18 protein-coding genes and 1 riboswitch are annotated in these 17,723 nt (G+C 71.4%); of the genes, 8 read left to right on the top strand and 10 right to left on the bottom strand.

All coding sequences use genetic code 11. The features are described 5' to 3' along the window. Positions 1 to 14 precede the first annotated feature (14 nt). From AB0C62_RS06845 to AB0C62_RS06820, 6 genes are all read left to right on the top strand, one after another. Entirely contained in the window at positions 15 to 1,355 is a 1,341-nt protein-coding gene (locus tag AB0C62_RS06845) for an LLM class flavin-dependent oxidoreductase (RefSeq protein ID WP_362970257.1), read from the top strand. Positions 1,356 to 1,532: 177 nt separating this feature from the next. Beyond that, complete coding sequence (locus AB0C62_RS06840; protein WP_362970255.1) at positions 1,533 to 2,567, top strand: LLM class flavin-dependent oxidoreductase; 1,035 nt, start codon at positions 1,533 to 1,535, stop codon at positions 2,565 to 2,567. Between the two features lies 1 nt (position 2,568). Beyond that, a complete protein-coding gene (locus tag AB0C62_RS06835) occupies positions 2,569 to 3,345 on the top strand; it encodes an alpha/beta hydrolase (RefSeq protein ID WP_362970253.1) in 777 nt (258 codons plus the stop codon). Between the two features lie 49 nt (positions 3,346 to 3,394). Next, a complete protein-coding gene (gene ssuE / locus AB0C62_RS06830; protein WP_266853046.1) occupies positions 3,395 to 3,952 on the top strand; it encodes an NADPH-dependent FMN reductase in 558 nt (185 codons plus the stop codon). Positions 3,953 to 4,386: 434 nt separating this feature from the next. Further along, positions 4,387 to 5,745 (top strand): bifunctional o-acetylhomoserine/o-acetylserine sulfhydrylase, encoded by a 1,359-nt coding sequence (locus tag AB0C62_RS06825; protein WP_362970251.1) that lies wholly within the window; start codon positions 4,387 to 4,389, stop codon positions 5,743 to 5,745. Next, positions 5,742 to 6,893: a homoserine O-acetyltransferase gene (locus AB0C62_RS06820; RefSeq protein ID WP_362970660.1), complete on the top strand. Its 1,152-nt coding sequence runs from the start codon at positions 5,742 to 5,744 to the stop codon at positions 6,891 to 6,893. Before AB0C62_RS06825 ends, AB0C62_RS06820 begins: the two co-directional genes overlap by 4 nt. Positions 6,894 to 6,935: 42 nt before the next feature. Here AB0C62_RS06820 and AB0C62_RS06815 read toward each other — a convergent pair whose 3' ends face one another. The 10 genes from AB0C62_RS06815 to AB0C62_RS06770 form a co-directional block, all read right to left on the bottom strand. After that, complete coding sequence (locus tag AB0C62_RS06815; protein WP_362970249.1) at positions 6,936 to 8,060, bottom strand: LLM class flavin-dependent oxidoreductase; 1,125 nt, start codon at positions 8,058 to 8,060, stop codon at positions 6,936 to 6,938. Between the two features lie 16 nt (positions 8,061 to 8,076). Beyond that, positions 8,077 to 9,168 carry an LLM class flavin-dependent oxidoreductase gene (locus AB0C62_RS06810; protein ID WP_362970247.1) on the bottom strand — a complete coding sequence of 364 codons (1,092 nt, stop codon included), beginning with the start codon at positions 9,166 to 9,168 and terminating at the stop codon, positions 8,077 to 8,079. Continuing rightward, positions 9,165 to 10,541, bottom strand: coding sequence for an NtaA/DmoA family FMN-dependent monooxygenase (locus tag AB0C62_RS06805; protein ID WP_362970245.1), 1,377 nt, complete (start codon positions 10,539 to 10,541; stop codon positions 9,165 to 9,167). Before AB0C62_RS06805 ends, AB0C62_RS06810 begins: the two co-directional genes overlap by 4 nt. A gap of 20 nt (positions 10,542 to 10,561) precedes the next feature. Then, on the bottom strand, positions 10,562 to 11,773 hold the full coding sequence (locus AB0C62_RS06800) for an LLM class flavin-dependent oxidoreductase (protein ID WP_362970244.1): 1,212 nt from the start codon (positions 11,771 to 11,773) through the stop codon (positions 10,562 to 10,564). Positions 11,774 to 11,845: 72 nt separating this feature from the next. Next, positions 11,846 to 11,962: a putative leader peptide gene (locus tag AB0C62_RS06795; protein ID WP_362970242.1), complete on the bottom strand. Its 117-nt coding sequence runs from the start codon at positions 11,960 to 11,962 to the stop codon at positions 11,846 to 11,848. Between the two features lie 110 nt (positions 11,963 to 12,072). After that, positions 12,073 to 12,846 (bottom strand): GNAT family N-acetyltransferase, encoded by a 774-nt coding sequence (locus tag AB0C62_RS06790; RefSeq protein WP_362970240.1) that lies wholly within the window; start codon positions 12,844 to 12,846, stop codon positions 12,073 to 12,075. A 90-nt stretch (positions 12,847 to 12,936) separates the two neighbouring features. Beyond that, positions 12,937 to 13,962 carry an ABC transporter substrate-binding protein gene (locus tag AB0C62_RS06785; RefSeq protein WP_362970238.1) on the bottom strand — a complete coding sequence of 342 codons (1,026 nt, stop codon included), beginning with the start codon at positions 13,960 to 13,962 and terminating at the stop codon, positions 12,937 to 12,939. A gap of 150 nt (positions 13,963 to 14,112) precedes the next feature. After that, positions 14,113 to 14,877 carry an amino acid ABC transporter ATP-binding protein gene (locus AB0C62_RS06780; RefSeq protein ID WP_362970658.1) on the bottom strand — a complete coding sequence of 255 codons (765 nt, stop codon included), beginning with the start codon at positions 14,875 to 14,877 and terminating at the stop codon, positions 14,113 to 14,115. Positions 14,878 to 14,975: 98 nt separating this feature from the next. Beyond that, complete coding sequence (locus AB0C62_RS06775; protein ID WP_362970236.1) at positions 14,976 to 15,980, bottom strand: amino acid ABC transporter permease; 1,005 nt, start codon at positions 15,978 to 15,980, stop codon at positions 14,976 to 14,978. A gap of 167 nt (positions 15,981 to 16,147) precedes the next feature. Next, complete coding sequence (locus AB0C62_RS06770) at positions 16,148 to 16,282, bottom strand: hypothetical protein (RefSeq protein ID WP_266610415.1); 135 nt, start codon at positions 16,280 to 16,282, stop codon at positions 16,148 to 16,150. A gap of 156 nt (positions 16,283 to 16,438) precedes the next feature. Continuing rightward, a riboswitch (SAM riboswitch) is annotated at positions 16,439 to 16,583 on the top strand. A gap of 36 nt (positions 16,584 to 16,619) precedes the next feature. Between AB0C62_RS06770 and AB0C62_RS06765 the strand changes: the two genes are divergently transcribed. Both AB0C62_RS06765 and AB0C62_RS06760 read left to right on the top strand, forming a co-directional pair. Continuing rightward, entirely contained in the window at positions 16,620 to 16,685 is a 66-nt protein-coding gene (locus AB0C62_RS06765) for a putative leader peptide (RefSeq protein WP_323178258.1), read from the top strand. A 120-nt stretch (positions 16,686 to 16,805) separates the two neighbouring features. Continuing rightward, a complete protein-coding gene (locus tag AB0C62_RS06760; protein ID WP_362970234.1) occupies positions 16,806 to 17,642 on the top strand; it encodes a cell envelope biogenesis protein OmpA in 837 nt (278 codons plus the stop codon). Positions 17,643 to 17,723 lie beyond the last annotated feature (81 nt).

Here is a 17,723-nt window from a genome sequence, read left to right as displayed (position 1 = left end):
CAGGACCCGACACCATGCCCCGCACGATCCATCTCGCCCTGCACCCCTACGGCGTCGGCGGCCCCGGCCAGCACGGCCTGTGGAAGGACCCGCGCGTCGCGAAGAACTCCAGCATCGACATCGACTACTACATCCGGCTGGCCAAGGCGGCCGAACACGCCCTCTTCGACGCCCTGTTCATCGTCGACAGCCAGTTCATCAACTCCACCTACCCGGCGCACTACCTCAACCGCCTGGAGCCGTTGACCCTGTTGTCGGCGGTGGCCACCCACACCCGGCACATCGGCCTGGTGGGCACGGCGAGTTCGACGTACAACTCGCCCTTCAACCTGGCCCGCCGGTTCGCCTCCCTCGACCACATCAGCGGCGGCAGGGCCGGCTGGAACGTCGTCACGAGCTTCGACACCGGCACGTCCCGCAACTTCGGGCTCGACGAACACCTCGACTACAGCACCCGCTACGGCCGCGCCCTGGAGTTCGTGAAGGTCGCCCGGGGACTGTGGGACTCCTACGAGGAGGACGCGTTCCCCGCCGACGTGGACCAGGGCGTCTTCCTCGACCCGGCCAAGCTGCACGCGCTCGACCACGTGGGCGAGCACTTCAAGGTGGCCGGCCCGCTGAACCTATCCCGCTCCCCGCAGGGCCAGCCCGTGATCTTCCAGGCCGGCGTATCCGAGGAGGGCCGCGACCTCGCCGCCCAGGTCGCCGAGGGCATCTACGCGCCGGGCGGCACTCTCCAGCAGGCGCAGGAGTACTACGCGGACATCAAGAAGCGCACCGCCTCCTACGGCCGCGACCCCGAGCACATCAAGATCTTCATCCACGGGGGTCCCGTCGTCGCCACCACGGACGAGGCCGCCCGGCGCCGGGAGCGGGAGATCTTCGAGGAGGACAACGACTTCGAGCGCAACCTCGCCCTGCTCGGCCGTGCCTTCGGCGCCTACGACTTCAGCGTGCACGACCTGGACGCGCCGTTCCCCGACGTCGCCCACCTCGCCGAGAAGGGCGGCCGCACGGGTGCGGCCAAGCTCATCGAGCGGGCCGCCGAGCAGAATCTGACCTTGCGTCAAGTGGCCGAGTCGGTGAACCAGTTCCGCACCTCGCCGTTCGTCGGGGCGCCGCAGACCGTGGCCGACACCATCGAGGAGTGGTTCGACGCCGGCACCTTCGACGGCATCAACCTCGCCTTCCGTACCGAGGAGGAGCTGAACCTCTTCGTCGACGGCGTCGTCCCGATCCTCCAGAAGCGCGGCCTGTTCCGCACCGAGTACGCGGCCGACACCCTGCGCGGCAACCTCGGCCTGCCCGTCCCGGCCAACAGCAACACGCGCGAGCCGCAGCTCGTGAACGACTAGGGCCCGTCGTCCGTCGACTGCCGTCCCGCGCCGCCTCCGGAGCGGTGGAACACACCGGACCACACCCCCTCCACCTCCCCGCGGCGCCCTCTCCGCCTTCTCCCCTTGCGGCGCCGCCGGCCGGCGGCTCTCCCTGCCACCGGCCGGCGGGTGCCCGTCACCGAAAGGCATCACCTCATGACGAGCGAGCGACCACGCTTCCGGCTCGGCTTCCTCACCCATGTCCAGGGACGCGACCAGGACATCGCCCGCACCTACCGCAATGCCCAGGAACTGTTCGTCGTGGCCGACGAGTTGGGCTTCGACGTCGGCTGGGTCGCGCAGCACCACGTCGCCCTCGGAGGCGGCGGACTGTCCTCGCCCTGGACCTTCCTCGCGCACGCCGCCGCACGCACCACCCGGATCCGCCTCGGCACCGCCATCACCGTCCTCCCGCTGGAGGATCCGGTCCGGCTCGCCGAGGACGTCGCCACCGTCGACGCGCTCAGCGGCGGCCGTGTCGAGATCGGTGTCGGCAGCGGGACGAGCGGCCTGGAGTACGCCGCGTTCGGCAAGGACGTCAGCCGCAAGCGGGAACTGACCAGCGAGAACCTCGACGTCCTGCGCCGGGCCCTGTCCCGGGACGACGTGGGAACGCCGGGCTTCCGCATCCAGCCGCGGCCCGGCGACTTCACCGACCGCGTGTGGCAGGGCGTGTTCAGCTCCCAGGGCGCGGAGTACGCCGCGAGCCGCGGCTCCCATCTCCTGCTCAACCGGGCCGCCTACGGATACGACGCCCCCACCGACGAGGTGCAGCGCCCCTGGGCGGACGCCTACCTCGCCGCGTGGGACCGGCCGCACCGTCCGCGCATCGGCCTGTCCCGCTTCGTCTTCCCGGCCAAGGACCGGCGCACGGCGCTCCGCGCGATCGGCGACGACGTCCACCGGGCGGCGCTGCGCATGGCGGAGAACGGCGCCTTCCCCAAGGGCCTCGACGCGGACGAGGCGCTGCGCCGATTCCACACGTTCTACGGCCATCCCGAAGAGATCGTCGAGAGCCTGCGCCAGGAGAAGGTCCTGCCCGTGGCGACCGACCTGATCACGCAGTTCAACCCCGCCGTACCCGACCACGACGCCGCCGTACGCGCCCTCGAACTCATCGCGACCGAGGTGGCGCCCGCTCTCGGCTGGCAGCCCGCGCGCACGGCCGAACCCGCATCCGCAGGAGTGTGAGATGACCCAGTACAGCGACCACCACGGCCCCCAGGGCCTGCTGATCCGCGGCACGATCATCGTGGTGCCCGGCCGCGGTGAGACCCGGGACACGTACACGCGCTTCGCCCGGCGGCTCGCCGCCGACGCCTACCGCGTCCGGGTGATCGACGCCCCGGTCCTCGACGCCGGGGACCCGGACGGCTCCCTGACCGGCCTGGCCGAGCGACTGACGGAGGCGATCGGGGGCACCGCCTCCGAGGGCGGCGTGGCCCTGCCGGTCGTGCTCGTCGGGGCGGACACGGGGGCCGCGGCCCTCGCGGCGCTCCTCGGCCGGACCGGGAGGTTGCCGGCCCCGGAGCCGGACGCGCTGGTCCTCGCCGGGCTCCCCGGCCCGTCCACCGAGTCGACCGCCGGGGTCGACACCTGGGACGACGAGTTGGACGTCCGCACCTCGTGCCCGACCCACCGGGGGACGCTCACCGAGGACACCGGCGTGCGGCGCGGGTCGCTGGGCGACGCGGTTCCGGACGCCGTGCTCGGCGCGGCCTACGAGAGCGAGACCGCCGTGCCCACCCTGCTTCTCGCCGGTGACACCGACCCGCTGGCCGACCACGAGGCGCTCGCCCGTGCCGCCAAGTCGCTGCCCCGGGCCCGCCTCTCGGTCGTCCACGGGGCACACCACGACGTCCTCAACGACCTGCAGCACCGTTCGGTCGCCGCCGAGGTCGTCACGTTCCTCGAAGCGCTGCGCAACGACCTGCGGCCGCTGGTCACCGTGCGGTCGAGCGCCTGGTGACGTTCCGCCGCCCCTCGACGCATCCGAACCCCGACCCGGAAGGCCCGTCATGGCTGTGATTCTGTCCGTCTCCGGAAGCCCCTCCCCCACCTCCCGCACCACCCGCCTGCTGCGTCACCTCGACGAACGACTCCGCCTCCAGGGCCACGAGGTGATCCCGCTGGAGGTGCGTACCCTGCCCGCCCAGGCGCTGCTGGGAGCCGACTTCCGGCACCCGGCGATCGTCGAGGCGACGGCGCAGTTCGAGCGCGCGGACGGCGTGGTCATCGGAACGCCCGTCTACAAGGCCGCCTACTCGGGCCTGCTGAAGTCGCTCCTCGACCTGCTCCCGCAGTACGCGCTGACCGGCAAGACCGTGCTGCCCCTGGCCACCGGAGGCAGCACCGCCCATGTCCTCGCCATCGACTACGCGTTGCGTCCGGTGCTGAGTTCCATGGGCGCGTCGCACATCGTCCCCGGCTGGTTCACCCTCGACAAGGACATCGTCGTCGGCGAGGACGGCACACCGGCCGTGGCACTCGCCGCGGCCCAGGCCCTGGAGCAGGTCACGGACCACTTCTCCGCCGCGCTCGGAGGACGGACGACGGTACTGGCGTCGACCGGCTGACGTGGTCGCGCCGGCGCACCGCCCGGACCGCGGCGACGGGCGGTGTCGCGTCCGGCCGGCGCGCCGCCGGGTCCGGCCGGCGCGCGCAGTCGCCAACTCCCCGCGCAACGGGCGGCCTTCGTCGGGCCCCACCAGGGTGCCGATCCGCTGGTGTGCCGTGACCATCTGTGGTTACCTGGCTGCATGACCGTGCTCGTGACCCGCCGCCACGTCGACTACGTGCGTGTCACCACCACGGCGTGTCGCGCCGTGAGCTGACGCTCCGCTCCGCGCCCGATCAGCTCCTCCTCCCCTTATTCGGCACCGCGCTTCGCCGTGCCCGCGCCCCTTCGGGGCGTCGCGCGCAGGGCCGCGGTGCGTCCGCCCACACCTCCGGTCGCGTACATCCGCGCACCCGTGCGCCTCCGTACCCGCACACCGCACAAGGGAGAACCATGAGCCAGCCCATCGACTCCGTGACCGCGGGGCACACCCCCGACGAAGAGCCCGGCCCCGACACGTCCGCCTGGTCGTTCGAGACCAAGCAGATCCACGCCGGTGCCGTGCCCGATCCGACGACGGGGGCGCGGGCGGTGCCGATCTACCAGACGAGTTCGTTCGTCTTCCGCGACACCCAGCACGCGGCGGACCTGTTCTCGCTGGCCGAGCCGGGCAACATCTACACCCGTATCCACAACCCGACCCAGGACGTCTTCGAACAGCGCGTAGCGGCACTGGAGGGCGGGGTCGCGGCCGTGGCGCTCGCGTCCGGTCAGGCGGCGGAGACCCTGGCCATCCTGACACTGGCGTCCGCCGGCGACCACATCGTCTCCAGTACGTCGCTGTACGGCGGCACGTACAACCTGTTCCGCCACACGCTCCCCCGGTTCGGCATCGAGGTGTCGTTCGTCGACGACCCCGACGACGCGGAGGCCTGGCGTGCCGCGGTCAGGCCGAACACCAAGGCACTGTTCGCGGAGACGCTCGGCAACCCGCGCGGCAACGTGCTCGACGTACGGGCCGTGGCGGACGTCGCGCACGAGGCGGGCGTCCCGCTGATCGTCGACAACACCGTGCCGACGCCGTACCTGCTGCGGCCCCTCGAGCACGGGGCCGACATCGTCGTCCACTCGGCGACCAAGTTCCTCGGCGGACACGGCACCACCATCGCCGGTGTCGTCGTCGACGGCGGCACCTTCGACTTCGGTGCGCACGCCGACCGCTTCCCGGACTTCACCGAGCCGGACCCCAGCTACCACGGGCTGCGGTACTGGCCGGCGCTCGGTCCCGGCGCCTTCGCGGTCAAGCTGCGGGTGCAGCTGCTGCGGGACATCGGCCCGGCGCTCTCGCCGCACTCCGCGTTCCTGCTCCTCCAGGGCGTGGAGACGCTCAGCCTGCGCATCGAGCGGCACTCCTCCAACGCCCAGGCCCTGGCCGAGTGGCTGGAGCAGCGCGACGAGGTGGCCGCCGTGCACTACCCCGGACTGCGGTCCAACCGGTGGTACGAAGCGGGGCAGCGCTACCTGCCGCGCGGAGCGGGCGCGGTCCTCGCGTTCGAGCTGCGGGACGGCGTCGAGGCCGGGAAGCGGTTCGTGGACGCCGTCGAGCTGTTCAGCCACCTGGCGAACATCGGAGACGTCCGAAGCCTGATCATCCACCCGGCCTCGACGACCCACAGTCAGCTGGACGAGGCGCAGTTGGCGGCGACCGGAACCTCGCCGGGGCTGGTGCGGCTGTCGGTGGGCATCGAGAACCTGGTCGACCTCAAGGCGGATCTGGAGGCAGGTTTCCGCGCGGCGAAGGGTGTGTCCTGAACACCGAGGTCACTCCGTCAGCGGTTCCCCTCCCGCCGCCCTCCGGGGGCTGGCGGGAGGGGGACCCGCCCGGACGCCGGAAGTGGCACCTCCGCGACAAGGCGCTGCCCTTGGAGGCGGGCGGTGAACTGCCGGACGTGCGACTGGCGTTCGAGTCGTGGGGCCGGCTCGCGCCGGACGGGTCCAACGCCGTGCTGGTGCTGCACGCGCTCACCGGCGACAGCCATGTCGCCGGACCGGCCGAGCCCGGTCACCCGACGCCCGGCTGGTGGGACGGCTTGGTCGGTCCCGGTCTCGCCCTGGACCCGGACCGCTGGTTCGTCGTCGCGCCCAACGTGCTCGGCGGCTGCCAGGGGAGCACCGGTCCGTCCTCGGCCGGTCCGGACGGACGCCCGTGGGGCGGCACGTTCCCGTTCCTGACCCAGCGCGACCAGGTGGCGGCGGAGGCCGGTCTGGCCGACGCGCTCGGTGTCGACCGCTGGGCGCTGGTGATCGGCGGTTCCATGGGCGGCATGCGCGCCCTGGAGTGGGCGGTGTCGTACCCGGAACGCACGGACGCGCTCCTGCTGCTGGCCACCACGGCGGCGGCGAGCGCGGAGCAGATCGCCTGGGCCGACATCCAGACGCGGGCGATCCGGAGCGACCCGAACTGGCGCGGCGGCGACTACTACGGTGCCGGGGCCGGCCGGGGGCCGCACGCGGGCCTGGGCCTGGCCCGTCGCCTCGCCCATGTCACGTACCGCAGCGAGCCCGAACTGGCGGTCCGCTTCGGCCGTACGCCGCAGGGCGTGGAGGACCCGTTGCACGGCGGCCGCTACCAGGTGCAGTCCTATCTGGACCACCATGCCGCCAAGCTGGTGCGCCGCTTCGACGCGGGCAGCTATGTGACGCTGTCGCAGGCCATGAACGCTCACGACGTCGGGCGGAGTCGTGGCGGCACGCGTGCGGCGCTGAACCGGGTCACGGCGAGGACGCTGGTCGCCGGTGTCGATTCCGACCGCCTCTATCCGCCGTCCCAGCAGGCCGAGTTGGCGGCGGGCATCTCCACGGCGGACCGGCCGCGGGTGATCGAGTCCCCCTACGGGCACGACGGCTTCCTCATCGAGGTGGAGCAGGTCTCCGCCCTCGTCCGCGAGCTGGCGGGCTGACGGCCGGGCGGGAACTCCGCCCCGCCGCCGTCCGGCAGCTGTTCAGCGTGTGCGCCACTCCTCGGCCAGCAGCTCGTACGACCGCACCCGGTCCGCGTGGTCGTGGGTGATCGTGGTGATCAGCAACTCGTCCGCGCCCGTGGCCTCCTGGAGCTGGGCCAGCTGGTCCGCCACCCGGCCCGGGGATCCGACGAACTGGGTGTCGAGGCGGTCCTGGACCAGCGCGCGGTCGCCGTCGGACCAGACGTGCGCGCGTGCCTCGTCCGGGGTGGGGAACGGGACGGCTCCCTCCGCGTTGCGGATGCTGCGGACCCAGAGGCCGTAGCCGGTGGCGAGTTCACGGGCCCTCTCGTCGTCCTCGGCGACCACCACGTCCGCGGACACGCTGACGTACGGCTTGTCGAGAACGTCGGACGGCTGGAACGCGGCGCGGTAGCCCTCGGCCGCCTCCAGCACGGTGGCCGGACTGACGTGGTAGTTCGCCGCGAACCGCAGGCCGTTGCGGCCGGCCACCTCCGCGCTCACCCCACCGCTGCTGCCCAGGATCCACAGCTGCAGATCCGCGCCCTCGCCCGGGACGACGTGCGCCTCGACGCCGTCGGCCGACCGGTAGGTGCCCGCGAGGAGAGCGAGGATGTCGTCGATCTGCTCGCCGTACTCCTGCGACGCCGCGTTCGGCTGCTGAAGCAGGGTGCGTTGCAGGGCCACCCGCGGTGATCCGAGCAGGTGCTCGAACGAGAAACGGGGCGGGATGCGCAGCCCGTTGGGAGTACGCCCGTCGACGACGGGCGTGGTGGTCGGCCGGGCTGAGGGACCGCCCGGCGGGGCCCCGCCCGAGCGGCCCAGTCCCAGGTCGAGGCGCCCGGGGTGCAGCGCGTCGATCAGGCCGAACTCCTCGACCGTGGACAGGGCGGTGCGGTGGCCGAGTTGCACGGCACCGGAGCCGAGCCTGATGGTCGAGGTCGCCGACGCGGTCAGGGCGAGGAGGACCGCCGGCGAGGTGCCGGCGACACCCGGGTTGAGATGGTGCTCGGCGAACCAGTAGCGGGCGTATCCGAGCTCCTCGGCCCGGCGGGCCAGGTCGACGGAGTTGCGCAGCGCCTCGGTGGCGGTGGCGCCGGACGGGATCGGGACCAGGTCGAGGACGCCGAGAGGGATGTCGGACATGACGGTTCGGGGCTCCTCAGTGGTCGGCGGGCGCGGGTTCGCGGGTGGATGGTGCGAGGACCGGCCCCCAGGGGAACGGCGGGTCGGGGATCTCGCGGCGCAGCACCGGTGCCACGTCCGACTGGAAGAGTTCCAGCGCCGTCCGGTGCTGACGATCCGTCAGTCCACCGGCGTCGGCGTGCAGATGCAGCACGCTGTGCCCGAACTCCTCGTGATAGCGGTGCACCTTCTCGATGATCTGCTGGGGACTGCCGATCAGCGCCGAGCTGCGCTCCACGTAGTCCTCCAGGGTCGGGAAAACCGGCTCCAGGCCCAGGCTCCTCTGGAACGCCAGGTTGCCTTCGAACACGGGTCGGTAGTCGGCGAGTGCCTCCTGGGAGGTCCGCGCCGCGTAGAAACCCGCGGTGCCGGCGCCGACCGCGATGGCGGCCGGATCGTGGCCGTAGTGCTCCCAGCGTTCGCGGTAGTAGCGGATCAGCTCGGCGTACGGCTCGATGGTGTTGGTGACGTTGGCGGAGAAGAGCGGGTCGCCGTAGCGGGCGGCCAGATCGACCGACTCCTTGCTGGTCGCGCTGCCGTGCCAGACGCGGACGGGCTGCTGGAGCGGTCGCGGCCACACCTCCGCGTCCCGGAGCTCGGGGCGGAAGCGGGTCGCCGCGGTGACCTTGTCCTGCCGCCAGATGCGCCGGAACACCTCGTAGCTCTCGGCGTTGCGGTCCCACTGGTCGTCGGTCGTGACCCGGAACAGTTCGCGCTGTGCTGCGCCGTTCCCCTTACCGACGATCAACTCCAGGCGTCCGCCGGACAGATGGTCCAGGGTCGCGTAGTCCTCGTACGCGCGGACCGGGTCGAGGAGGCTGAGCGTGGTGACCGCCGTGAACAGCCGGATCCGCGAGGTGAGCGCGGCGATGTGGCTCAGGACCACGGGCGGGGAGGACGAGATGAAGGGACGCTCGTGGCGCTCCCCCACCCCGAACCCGTCGAACCCCAGCTCCTCGGCGAGCAGCGCGTTGTCGATCACCTCGCGGAAGCGGTCGTTGGTCGGCTTCTTGATCCCGGTCACGGGATGGGGGGCGTGCACGATCAGGGTGATCGCCAGGAACTTCATGACGCGACCCGGTCGGTCCGCGGTTCGGCGTCGGGGTGCGCCAGGCCGAGGTGGTCGCGCAGGGTGCGCCCCTCGTACGCGGTGCGGTAGACGCCGCGTTCCTGGAGGAGCGGTACGACGCTGTCCGCGAAGGAGTCCAGGCCGCCCGGTGTGATGTGCGGGACGAGGATGAAGCCGTCGGAGGCGTCGGCCTGGACGAAGTCGTTGATGGTCTCGGCGACGGTGGCCGGGGTGCCGACGAAGGACTGCCGGTTTCCGGTCTCGATGACGAGGTCGCGGATGGACCAGTTGTTGGCGGCCGCGCGTTCCCGCCACTCGCGGGCGGTGGCCAGCGGGTCCCGGTACATCCGGACCTGGGCACGGCCCCGGGCGATGGTGTGTTCGCCGAGGTCCGGGTCGATGTCGGGCAGCGGACCGTCCGGGTCGTACGAGGACAGGTCACGGTTCCAGACGAACTCCAGGTGCTTGATCGCGGTGGCGCCGCTGACCTGCGCCCGCCGTATCTCGCGGGCGTGCTCCTCGGCCTCGGCGTCGGTGTCCCCGAGGACGAACGTCGCGGCGGGCAGGATCAGCAACTGGTCGTGGCGTCGGCCGTATCGGGCGAGGCGTCCCTTGACGTCGGTGTAGAAGGCCTGACCCTCCTTGAGGGTGGCGTAGCGGCTGAAGATGGCGTCGGCGCCGGCGGCGGCGAACTCGCGGCCCTCCTCGGAGTCCCCGGCCTGGAAGATCACCGGTCGTCCCTGCGGGGAACGCGGGACGTTGAACTGCCCCTCGATGTCGAAGTGTTGCCCCTGGTGGACGAAGGCTCCGGCCTTGGCGTCGTTCAGGAAGGTGCCGCTCTCCTGGTCGGCGACGATCTCGTCCCCGCGCCAGGAGTCGAAGAGTTCGTTCGCCGTGGCCAGGAACTCCTTGGCGCGCGAGTACCGCTCGTCCTGGGGCAGGAAGCCACCGCGGCGGAAGTTCTCACCGGTGAAGGCGTCCCAGGAGGTGACGACGTTCCAGGCGGCCCTGCCGTCGGAGAGGTGGTCGAGGCTGGCGAACTGGCGGGCCACCTCGTAGGGCTCGTTGAAGGTGGAGTTGATGGTGCCCGTCAGGCCGAGGTGTTCGGTGACGGCCGCGAGCGCGGTCAGGATGGCGAAGGTGTCGGGGCGTCCGACGACGTCCAGGTCGTAGATCTTGCCGCCCTGTTCCCGCAGGCGCAGTCCTTCGGCGAGGAACAGGAAGTCGAACTTGGCTCGCTCGGCGGTCCGCGCGAACTGCGCGAACGAGCTGAACTCGATGTGGCTGCCGGCCTCGGGGTCGCTCCACACGGTGGTGTTGTTGACGCCGGGGAAATGCGCCGCGAGGTGGATCTGCTTGAGCGGCTTGCTCATGGTCGGGGGGTCCTTCCGGCTCAGGCGGTAGTAGCGGCGAAGCGGTTCGCGGGGCGGGCGAGCCCGAGCAGTCCGCGCAGGGTGTCGGCCTCGTAGGAGGTCCGGAAGACGCCCCGGCGCTGGAGTTCGGGCACGAGGCCGCGGGTGATCGCGGGAAGGTCGTGTCCCGCGACGGCGGGACGCAGCCGGAAGCCGGAGAGGCCCGCGGCGGCCAGCTCCTGGAGGAGGTCGGCGAGCTGGGCGGGTGTGCCCGCGAAGATCCGGGCGTCGCTGGTGTACGGCTCGCCCGCCGACACGTCCAGCCGTTCCCGGCGGGCCTCGGCGGCGCCCGGTTCGTCGTCCAGGAAGACCACCAGATCGCCGAAGACGTGCACGCTGTCGTCGGCGCGGCCGGCCGCGGCCTGTTCGGCGCGGATCTCCTGGACGATGGCGCGGGCCTGGCCGGCGTCGTGCGGGGTGACGTAGCCGACGTCCGCGGACCTCGCGACCAGCCGGTACGGGATCGTCGCGTGGGCCAGGGCGGTGACGACCGGCTGGCCCTGGGGCGGGCGGGGTGTGATCGAGGGGCCCTTGACACTGAAGTGCCGGCCCTCGAAGTCGATGTAGTGCAGCTTGTCGCGGTCGACGAAGCGGCCGGTCGCGACGTCCCGGATCTCGGCGTCGTCCTCCCAGCTGTCCCAGAGCCTGCGGACGGCCTCCACATGGTCGGCGGCCTCGTCGAAGAGGTCGGTCACCACCTCCTGCACGGCGGGGGTGTCGTACTCCTCGAAGCGGAACGCGGGAATCGTGCGGCGTCCGAAGTGCGCGGCCTCGTTCTGGCGGGCGCTGACCTGGACGCGGAGACCGGCGCGGCCGGTGCTCACGTAGTCGAGGGTGGCGATCGCCTTGGAGATGTGGAACGGCTCCGTGTGTGTGGCGATCACGGTCGGCACCACACCTATGTGGTGGGTCAGGGGCGCGATCCGCGATGCGATGAGGACGGCGTCGAGGCGGCCACGGACCTGGTCGGTGCGGCCGTCCGGTTCGGTGGGCGAGGAGGACTGGAGGCCGAGGCCGTCCTCGATGGTCACGAAGTCGAGGAGGCCGCGCTCGGCCTCGGTGACCAAGTCGGCCCAGTAGGCGGCGGTGAGCAGTTCGCGGGGGCGGGCGACCGGTTCGCGCCATGCGGCCGGATGCCAGCCCGCGCCGTCCAGCGCGACGGCGAGGTGCAGGGGTGTGGGTGATGAGGACACGTGTGTGCCTTCCTGATCGACCGTACGAGGGAGCCCGTCCCGGCGAGCGGGACGCGGCTGCGTGGGAACGGGTCAGGGGCGACAGAGCGCGCCGGCGACCCGCAGCAGATCGATGTGCGGCCGGCCGTACAGGTGCAGGCGGCGGGGTGTGAGCGGACTCGGCGCGCGGTCGTGGGAGAGGCGACGCACGGGCCTCACCTCCGCCTTCTCGCCCCGGTGCTCCGGGGTCCCTGGTCCGCCCGGCCCTCGCGGGTCCCCGGCGGGACGCCACGTGGTCCTGGACAAGCACAACCGCACGGCTATGCCTTTTCTTCCGGCTGCCCGGATTCTTCCTGCCCGTTCCGGGTCTCCTGCGGGGTGCCGGGCGTGCGGACGAGTACGAACCTCGTGCGGCGGCGCAGGGTGAACCCGATCGACTCGTAGAGCCGGATCGCGTTCGTGTTGTCGGCGGCGGCGTGCAGGAAGGGGATGTCTCCGCGATCCCTGATGCCGGCCGCGACCGCGCGGACCAGGCGGGTCGCCAGGCCCTGTCCGCGGTGCTCGGGATGGGTGCACACCGCGCTGATCTCGGTCCAGCCCGGTGGGCGCAGGCGTTCGCCGGCCAGGGCGATCAGGCGTCCGTCCTTCCGGATGCCCAGGTAGGTGCCGAGTTCGACGGTGCGGGGCAGGAAGGGGCCGGGCCGGGTGAGGGCGATCAGGTCGAGGATCTCGGGCACGTCGGCGGGTCCCAGCCGGACCGCTTCGGGAGCGGGCGCGGTGTCCAGTTCGGTGGCGACCAACTGCACTCCGTAGCCGCTCTGTTCGGTCGTCCAGTCGTCGGGCACGGTCTGGACCGCGGTGACCGGGGTGACCGCGCCGGGTCCGAGAAGTTCGGCGAGATCGTCCCAGGAGCGGGGGTCGGCGGGGTCGGCGAGGGCGGCGAACGGGGACACGTCGGTGGGATAGCGGGCGGCGCGGCCCACGCGTTCGGCGAGGTGGGCGTGCGGACCGGTCAGCGCGGCCCAGGCCGCGTTGTCGAGGATGTGCGGGGCGGTCGGGCTCGGGGAGGGGGCGGGGTGGACGCTGGTGGACATGGCGGTGCGGGTCTCCGTATCGGGAAAGCGGCCGGACGCGCCCCGGGACCCCGCCGCGTGACGGCGGAGTCCCCTGAGGTGGGCGGTGGTTCAGGAGTTGCTGAGCGGCAGGCCGGGCGGGTTGACCTGGGAGGTGTCGACGGCCTCGTTGGAGAGGTTCCAGGCGGCCAGCCACTTGGCGTACTGACCGTTCTTGACGAGGTGGTTGATGGCGTCCGCGAGCGGCTTGGCGAGCCCGCTGTCCTTCTTCGCGGTGGCCGCGATCAGCCCCTGGAGGGTCTCCCCCGCTCCGGAGAACGTGCCCGCGTTGCGCGTCGGGTTGGGCGTCTTGGCGGTCTGGGTGACGTGGTAGGCGATGCCGGGGTTGGGGCCGAAGGACACGTCGATCTTTCCGCTGGACAGGGCCAGGGCGGTGGCGTTGTTGTCCTGGTAGTACTTGACGTTGAGCTTCTTGCCCTCCTTGGCGAGCTTCGCCTTCCACTCGAGGAGGATCTTCTCCTGGTTGGTGCCGGCGCTCACCGCGACGGTCTTGCCCGCCAGGTTCCGGTAGTCGCCGTCGAAGTTCCAGGTGCTCTTCTTCTGCACCTCGAAGCCGAGGTTGTCCTGCCGGTAGGAGGCGAACTCGTACTTCTTCTTGCGCTCCTCGGTGTCGGTGACGTTGGAGAAGGCGACGTCGACCTTGCCGCTGTCGATGCCGACGAAGAGGTTCTCCCAGGTCGAGTTCTTCACCTCCGGCTTGAGTCCGAGGACCGCGGCGACCAGCCGGCCGAGGTCGGGTTCGGCGCCGGTGAGCGTCTTCTGGTCCCCACCCACGTAGGCGAGCGGCGCGAAGCCGGCGGGCAGCGCGCCGACGCCGATCCTCAACGTGCCGCTCTTCGCGACGGACTTGGGCAGCTCCGCGCTGATCGACTTGACCTCGGACACCTTCAGCTTCGTCTCCTTGGCGGCGCCGTTGGAGAGCGCGCCGACGGTGACGGATCCGGCCGAGGCGTCCTGCGTCCGGGTTGCCGCGTCACTGTCACCCCCGCACGCGGCGAGCCCGGCGGCGAGGGAGGCGACGGCCGCTGTGGCGGTGACGCCGCGAAGAATTCTGCTGTTCAAGGGGAGGGTGCGCATGACTGTCCTTGTCGGGTGTGTGCGGTGAGGGTGTGGGGGGCGCGGTCCCGGCGGGCCGCGACATCGGGTGGGCGTGGTCGTGCGTGCCGGCGGGCCGTGCGGAGGCCCGCCCCGGCAGGTGGCCGGCTGTTGCTCGGCGTCGGGGGTCGGTCAGAGGACCTTGCTCAGGAAGTCCTTGGTGCGCTCCTGCCGCGGGTTGTCCAACACCTGCGCGGGCGGGCCCTGTTCGACGATGCGGCCGCCGTCCATGAAGACGACCCGGTCGGCGATCTCGCGGGCGAAGCCGATCTCGTGGGTGACGATGACGAGGGTGGTGCCGCTTCTGGCCAGATCCTTGATGACGGCGAGTACCTCGCCGACGAGTTCGGGGTCGAGCGCGGACGTCGGTTCGTCGAAGAGGATGACCCCGGGCCGCAGGGCGAGGGCGCGGGCGATGGCCACCCGCTGCTGCTGTCCGCCCGACAACTGCCTCGGGTAGGCACCGGACTTGTCCGCCAGGCCCACGCGGGTGAGCAGATCGCGGGCCAGTTGCTGGGCCTCGGGCTTGGACAGTTTGCCGGTCGCCACGGGTGCCGCGGCCACGTTGTCCAGCACGGTCAGGTGCGGGAAGAGGTTGAAGTTCTGGAAGACGAACCCGATGCGGCTGCGCTGGCCGAGGATGACGCGCTCGCTCAGTTCCTTGAGGCGCTCGCCGTGCCTGCGGACCCCGATGAGCTCGCCGTTCAGGCTGACATGGCCGACTTCCGGCTTCTCCAGATGGTTGATGACCCGCAGGAGGGTCGATTTACCCGACCCCGAGGGTCCGAGGATGACCGTGACCTCACCGGGTCGCACGGTCAACTCGACTCCGTCCAGCACCTGGTGGGCGCCGTACCACTTGTGCACGTCGTGCACCTCGACCGCGGCGGGCTGGATCTCCAGCGCTCCGATCACCTCGGTCGCCGAGGCCGCGTCCGGCACGGCGTCCTCGGGAGCCGTCCTCGTCTTCACCGTCGTCCGACGCGCTTCGCCGCTCATGTCGCCGTCTCCCTGCGGAGTCGGGCCTGCGCGTCGCGCAGACCGTTCCGTACCTTCTGCAGCGGGGTCGGCGGCAGGGTGCGCAGCGCGCCCCGCGAGTAGTGCCGCTCGACGTAGAACTGGATGACGGACACGACGCTGGTCAGGATCAGGTACCAGGCGGTGGCGACCAGGAGCAGCGGCACGATGTCGCCGGGATAGGTGCTGCCCATGCTCTGCACGGAGCCGAAGAGGTCCAGCAGGGAGACGTAGAAGACCAGGGAGGTGCCCTTGATCAGGCCGATCAGCTGGTTCACGTAGTTGGGGGTGATGGAGCGCAGCGCCTGCGGGAAGACGATCCTCGCGAACTGGTACCGCTTCGGCAGGCCCAGCGCGGAGGCCGCCTCGTGCTGGCCCTGGTCGACCGAGAGGAGGCCGCCGCGCACCACTTCGGAGGCGTAGGCCGCTTCGTTGAGGCTGAGGCCGATGACGGCGACGGCCATGTCGGTGGCGAGACGGGACTCGTCAAAGGAGAAGAAGGCCGGCCCGAACGGCACTCCGACACTCAGCGTCCTGTACAGGGCGCTGAAGTTGTAGAGGAAGAGCAGGACGACGATGAGCGGCACCGAGCGGAACAGCCAGGTGTAGACCCAGCTCACGGCGCGGAGCACCGGGCTCGGCGAGAGCCGGGCCAGCGCCAGCAGGATGCCGCCGAGAAGGCCCAACACCGCGCTGTACGCCGCGACTTCGAGCGTGATGAGCAGACCGTCGAGGATCGTCGGGCGCAGGAACCAGTACTGGAACCGGTCCCACTGGTAGAAGGGGTTGGTCACCAGGCCGTGGGCGATCTGGGCGACCAGCACGAGCACGACGGCCGTGATGATCCAGCGGCCGGGACGCCGGAGCGGAAGGACGCGCTGCGCCGTCAGGGGCTTCGGCGCGGCGGGGACGTCGGAACGGGGGATCACCTCGGCGGGCGGCGCTGATCCGGAGGACACAGCTATGCCCGGAGATTCACTCATGGAGAGCTCCAGCGGATTCGGACACCCCGGACCACGGCGAGCGGCAGCGTGATGTGGAGCCGTGAGGGCTCAGCACACGACGAGACACGGGCGCACGGGAACGGGGGCTGGACGGAGAGGGGGACACCGCGACAGCGGTGGTCGTCAGAGACTCGGAGGAAGAGCCGTCAGCCTTGGCGGAGGGTGCGACACATGCCCGTACACAGTGCGCTGTTGACGCGCAGCAGGTCGACGGAGCGGTCCGCGCACAGCACGTCGCGGCCGAGGCGCCGCCAAGCGGCCGTCCCGTCAGCTGCGTACATCGCTGTCACCATCACTTCTCCGGCCCTGGGGCATCTCGTTGTGGGCCGCACGTTAGGCCCGGCCCGAAAAGAATGTCAATGCGCGTGCCCACCAGGTGAGACCGCGTCGTCCGCCTTCTTGACGGCGCCGCGGGGCGCATCGAGACTGGCATGGACGGTCACGATTGTCAGCGCCCACGGCGCGGGTTCGCCCGCTCCTGTGGTCATCGGCCCCGGCTCGCTGACAGGCAACCCTTCCACCGCGACGGGGTGCCCCGGGTGACGACCGGGTCCCGCCGGTGCGGTGGGGCAAGCGTGGTCTCGCGTCCCGCGAGCCCCGGAGGTGGGACCGGTGAGAATGCCGAGGAACGACTTGACGAGGCGCCTGCACATCGATCTGTTGCGCGTCTCCAGCGCCTACTGATCCGCTGCCGGCCCGTTTCGGTCCTGGCCCGCGCGTTCGGCGCGGTCGCTTCGCATTCAGCCGCTCATCGCCCATGCCCACAAGGCGGCGATGGCTTCCTCGTTCCCCCTAGGGAGAGTCATGCCCGAGACAGCTTCGCGCGGTTCCAGCACAGCCGGATCCCGTCCCTGCGGCCAGAGTTCGACCACCCACACCGATGACGGAGAAGGTCTGTTCACCCGCGCCGGTGGCCCGAGTCCGTCCCCTTCGGCCACCCGCTCCAGGACCTCCGTCCCGCCCCTCCCCCGCACCGCCCACAGCCGCATCGGAGTCGGTCTGGCCGGCGGCTTCTACCCGGCGCCGCACCGCTACGAGGTGTATCTCGCGGCGAGTTGTCCGCGCTCGCTGCGTATCTCGATCACACTCGGCCTGCTGGGCCTGACGAACTCGGTCGCCACGACCCTGCTCACCCACCCCGCCGGAACGCCCGACGCCTTCGCCTCGCTGCGCCGCGCCTACGAGGCCACCGAACACCACTACGACGGACCGTTCACGGCACCCGCGCTCTGCGACCGCTGGACCGGACGCATCGTCAGCAACGACACCTCCGACATCCTCCGCGACCTCACCGGCCTGCCGTCCGAGCACGCGGGGGGCGACGCGCCCACCCTGCTCCCGCCGTCCCTGGCGGCCGACATCGAGGCCCTTCGGGACCTTCTCGACCGGGACGTCACCCCGTCCGCGCGCCCCACGGACCGCACGGCGGCCCTGGATCTCCTGGACTGCCAACTCACCGGCGCCGCGTTCGTGTTGGGGGACAGCCTGACAGCGGCGGATGTGGACGCGTGGGTGGCTCTCTCCCAACTCGGCCCGGCCGAAGTCCTGTGCTCCCACCCGCGCCTGCGCGACTACGTCCACCGCCTCGGTGAGCTCCCCGCCTTCCGGACCGGGAACGACGGAGTGCGCGCCGCGGCGTGAGCCCCGGCCCGCGAGGAAAGGGCCGAAGTCCTCGCGGGCCTCTCCCACGACCCACTCGTGTCTGGCCACGCGGGCCCGCGG

It is taken from the genome of Streptomyces sp. NPDC048643, from assembly GCF_040650615.1.
Classification (GTDB): domain Bacteria; phylum Actinomycetota; class Actinomycetes; order Streptomycetales; family Streptomycetaceae; genus Streptomyces.
This window is presented reverse-complemented; position numbering and strand designations above follow the sequence as displayed.

Bases quoted from the DNA above. Each gene is read 5' to 3' on its own strand.
- AB0C62_RS06845 (WP_362970257.1), top strand. From the start codon at position 15: ATGCCCCGCACGATCCATCTCGCCCTGCACCCCTACGGCGTCGGCGGC.
- AB0C62_RS06840 (WP_362970255.1), top strand. From the start codon at position 1,533: ATGACGAGCGAGCGACCACGCTTCCGGCTCGGCTTCCTCACCCATGTC.
- AB0C62_RS06835 (WP_362970253.1), top strand. From the start codon at position 2,569: ATGACCCAGTACAGCGACCACCACGGCCCCCAGGGCCTGCTGATCCGC.
- ssuE (WP_266853046.1), top strand. From the start codon at position 3,395: ATGGCTGTGATTCTGTCCGTCTCCGGAAGCCCCTCCCCCACCTCCCGC.
- AB0C62_RS06825 (WP_362970251.1), top strand. From the start codon at position 4,387: ATGAGCCAGCCCATCGACTCCGTGACCGCGGGGCACACCCCCGACGAA.
- AB0C62_RS06815 (WP_362970249.1), bottom strand. From the start codon at position 8,060: ATGTCCGACATCCCTCTCGGCGTCCTCGACCTGGTCCCGATCCCGTCC.
- AB0C62_RS06810 (WP_362970247.1), bottom strand. From the start codon at position 9,168: ATGAAGTTCCTGGCGATCACCCTGATCGTGCACGCCCCCCATCCCGTG.
- AB0C62_RS06805 (WP_362970245.1), bottom strand. From the start codon at position 10,541: ATGAGCAAGCCGCTCAAGCAGATCCACCTCGCGGCGCATTTCCCCGGC.
- AB0C62_RS06790 (WP_362970240.1), bottom strand. From the start codon at position 12,846: ATGTCCACCAGCGTCCACCCCGCCCCCTCCCCGAGCCCGACCGCCCCG.
- AB0C62_RS06785 (WP_362970238.1), bottom strand. From the start codon at position 13,962: ATGCGCACCCTCCCCTTGAACAGCAGAATTCTTCGCGGCGTCACCGCC.
- AB0C62_RS06775 (WP_362970236.1), bottom strand. From the start codon at position 15,980: ATGAGTGAATCTCCGGGCATAGCTGTGTCCTCCGGATCAGCGCCGCCC.
- AB0C62_RS06770 (WP_266610415.1), bottom strand. From the start codon at position 16,282: ATGTACGCAGCTGACGGGACGGCCGCTTGGCGGCGCCTCGGCCGCGAC.
- AB0C62_RS06760 (WP_362970234.1), top strand. From the start codon at position 16,806: ATGCCCGAGACAGCTTCGCGCGGTTCCAGCACAGCCGGATCCCGTCCC.